At 60.7% G+C, this 2,121-nt stretch carries 2 protein-coding genes; both read right to left on the bottom strand.

The window, feature by feature from the left end; translation table 11 throughout:
* A partial coding sequence (locus NW835_RS12175; protein WP_414415424.1) for a Clp protease N-terminal domain-containing protein occupies nucleotides 1–572 on the bottom strand: 572 nt, incomplete at its 3' end.
* 173 nt (nucleotides 573–745) lie between these two features.
* The coding region (locus NW835_RS12170) for an RNB domain-containing ribonuclease (protein WP_414415423.1) at nucleotides 746–2,121 on the bottom strand (1,376 nt) is incomplete at its 5' end.

Raw genomic sequence — 2,121 nt, 5'->3', positions numbered from 1 at the left:
CGGCGGATCTCGTCGTCCCGCCCGATCACCGGATCCAGCTTCCCTTCGCGGGCGGCCTTGGTCAAGTCGCGGCCATAGCGCTCCAGGGCCTCGTAGCGGGACTCAGGGTTTTTGTCGGTAACCCGCTGTTTGCCCCGCACTTGTTGGATAACGGGTTTGAGGCGCTCGACGGTCAAACCTAGGGGTGCTAGAACCCGCTTGCCCACCCGCTCATCGTCCAGGGATCCCAAAAGCAAGTGCTCTACCGAAATGAAGTCGTCTTCGTATTCTTTGCGAAACGCTTCAGCCCGATCCAGCGTGGTCTCCAGGCCGCGGCCCAGGTAGAGCTGATCCACCCGCGCCAGCTTGGGCTGCTGGTTGATAAAGCTCTCCACTCTATCCCGCACCAGCCTTGGATCGATGCCGGCCCGCTGCAAAATGGTCTGGGTAAGCCCTCCCTCCTGATCCAGAAGGGAGATCAGCAGGTGCTCGGTTTCCAACTGTTGCTGCTGGTGCCGCCGAGCTACATCTTGGGATTGGACAATGGCGCTCCAGGCTTTCTCGGTAAATTGGTTGGGATTGGTGGGCTGCATAGAAGTTCGGCAGGTTTTTTACTACAGTGTATAGGAAGACAGCAGGGGAAGCGGACATCTCAGCCCCCGCTTGGGAAAAGGGATCCCGATAATTCAGGTATCGCCCATTTTGGCCGCGCCAGAGTTCGCAACAACCGCCCCCTTTGCCCTCGATCGATGGAGGGATCCCCGCCTTATTCCTCCTCCTCATAGGGCCGCCCTTCGCCTACCACTGTCAGGTCAATTTGCTGACGGTAGTAATCCACGTTCTTTATCTGCACCTCCACCCGATCCCCCAGGCGGAACTGGCGCCGGGTTTTTCGCCCCACCAGGGCTTGTTTGCGGTACTCGTACCAATCGTTTTTCAGGGTGCTCACCCGCACCAAACCTTCCGCCAAGATGGGATCCACCTGCACAAAAAAGCCGTAGTTCTGGACGCTGACAATCAGGCCGGGGAAGGTCTCCCCCAGGTGTTTCTGCATGAACTCGCACCGCTTCAAGCCCATCAGCTCCCGCTCTGCCTGTTGATGGAGCTGATATCCCGCCTGGATTTTGGGCAGTTGCGCTTGGAGAAAGGCCTGCCACTCCTCATGCACTTTTGGCGGCAGCACCTGCCAATCAATTTGGTCGTAGCCGCCGGGGCCGTGCAGATCCACCACGGTTTTGGAGCGCGGGCTGCGGCGATCCCGTCCTTTGCTCAAGGCCAGGTGCAGAGCACGCAAATTCAGCAAGTCGGCATAGCGGCGCAAAGGGGCAGTAAAAGAGGCGTAGGGCTCTTTGAGGCCAAGGCCAAAATGTCCGAGGGGCTCCTGTATAGGCTGCAGGCAATACTCGACGGGGGGCAGAGTAGCCAACAACTGGGCCACCAAGGCTGGGCTAGTCCCTGCGGCCAACACATCGGGGGCGGTGATGCGGGCACAGATCCGCTGCCAATCGGCCAGCGTTACGGTCTCCGGCTCCTGCAAGTTCAGATCCAGCTTCATGGCGTTGGCCAGGCGCAGGAAGTTCTGCAGGGCCTCAGCGGTGGGGGGCTTCTGCACGCGAGCCAAAGAAGGGATCCCCAATTGGCGCAGGTGGTGGCCCAGGGTTTGGTTGGCCAGCAGCAGCACCTCGGTCATGAGGGCGTGGGCGCCGAGGCGATCGCTGATCAAAAGGGGGCCGTAGCCGCTCTCGTCAGCGGAGTGGGGGGTGAGCAAATCCAACAGAGGCAGGTCAAAGCCGCCCGCTTGGTGACGTTTGACCCGCAGGATTTGGCTGAGGCGGAGCAGGTTTTGCAGCAGGGCCATCAATTCTGGCACCTCCTCCTCAGGGCCCAGATCTGCAGCGGTGGCCAAGAGGGCCTGCACCTGGCCATAGGAGAGGTGAGCCCGCGACTGCACCAGGCTGGGATGGATCTCGAAGCTTTGTACCACCCCGTCTGAGTCGATGGTTAACAGCAACGAATAGGCCAAGCGCTCCTGCTGCGGCAACAGAGCCAGGCGGCTGTGCACTTCCGGCGGAAAAAGGGGCAGCACCACGCTATCCAGGTAAACCGTGGCGGTGCGCCGCTGCGCCTCCTGCTCCAGCGGGT

Origin of the sequence: Synechococcus sp. OH2, assembly GCF_047462155.1 — a bacterium.
Taxonomy (GTDB): Bacteria; Cyanobacteriota; Cyanobacteriia; order Thermostichales; family Thermostichaceae; genus Thermostichus.
Note: the sequence above shows the minus strand (reverse complement) of the source record. Positions and strands in the feature narration are given on the sequence as shown.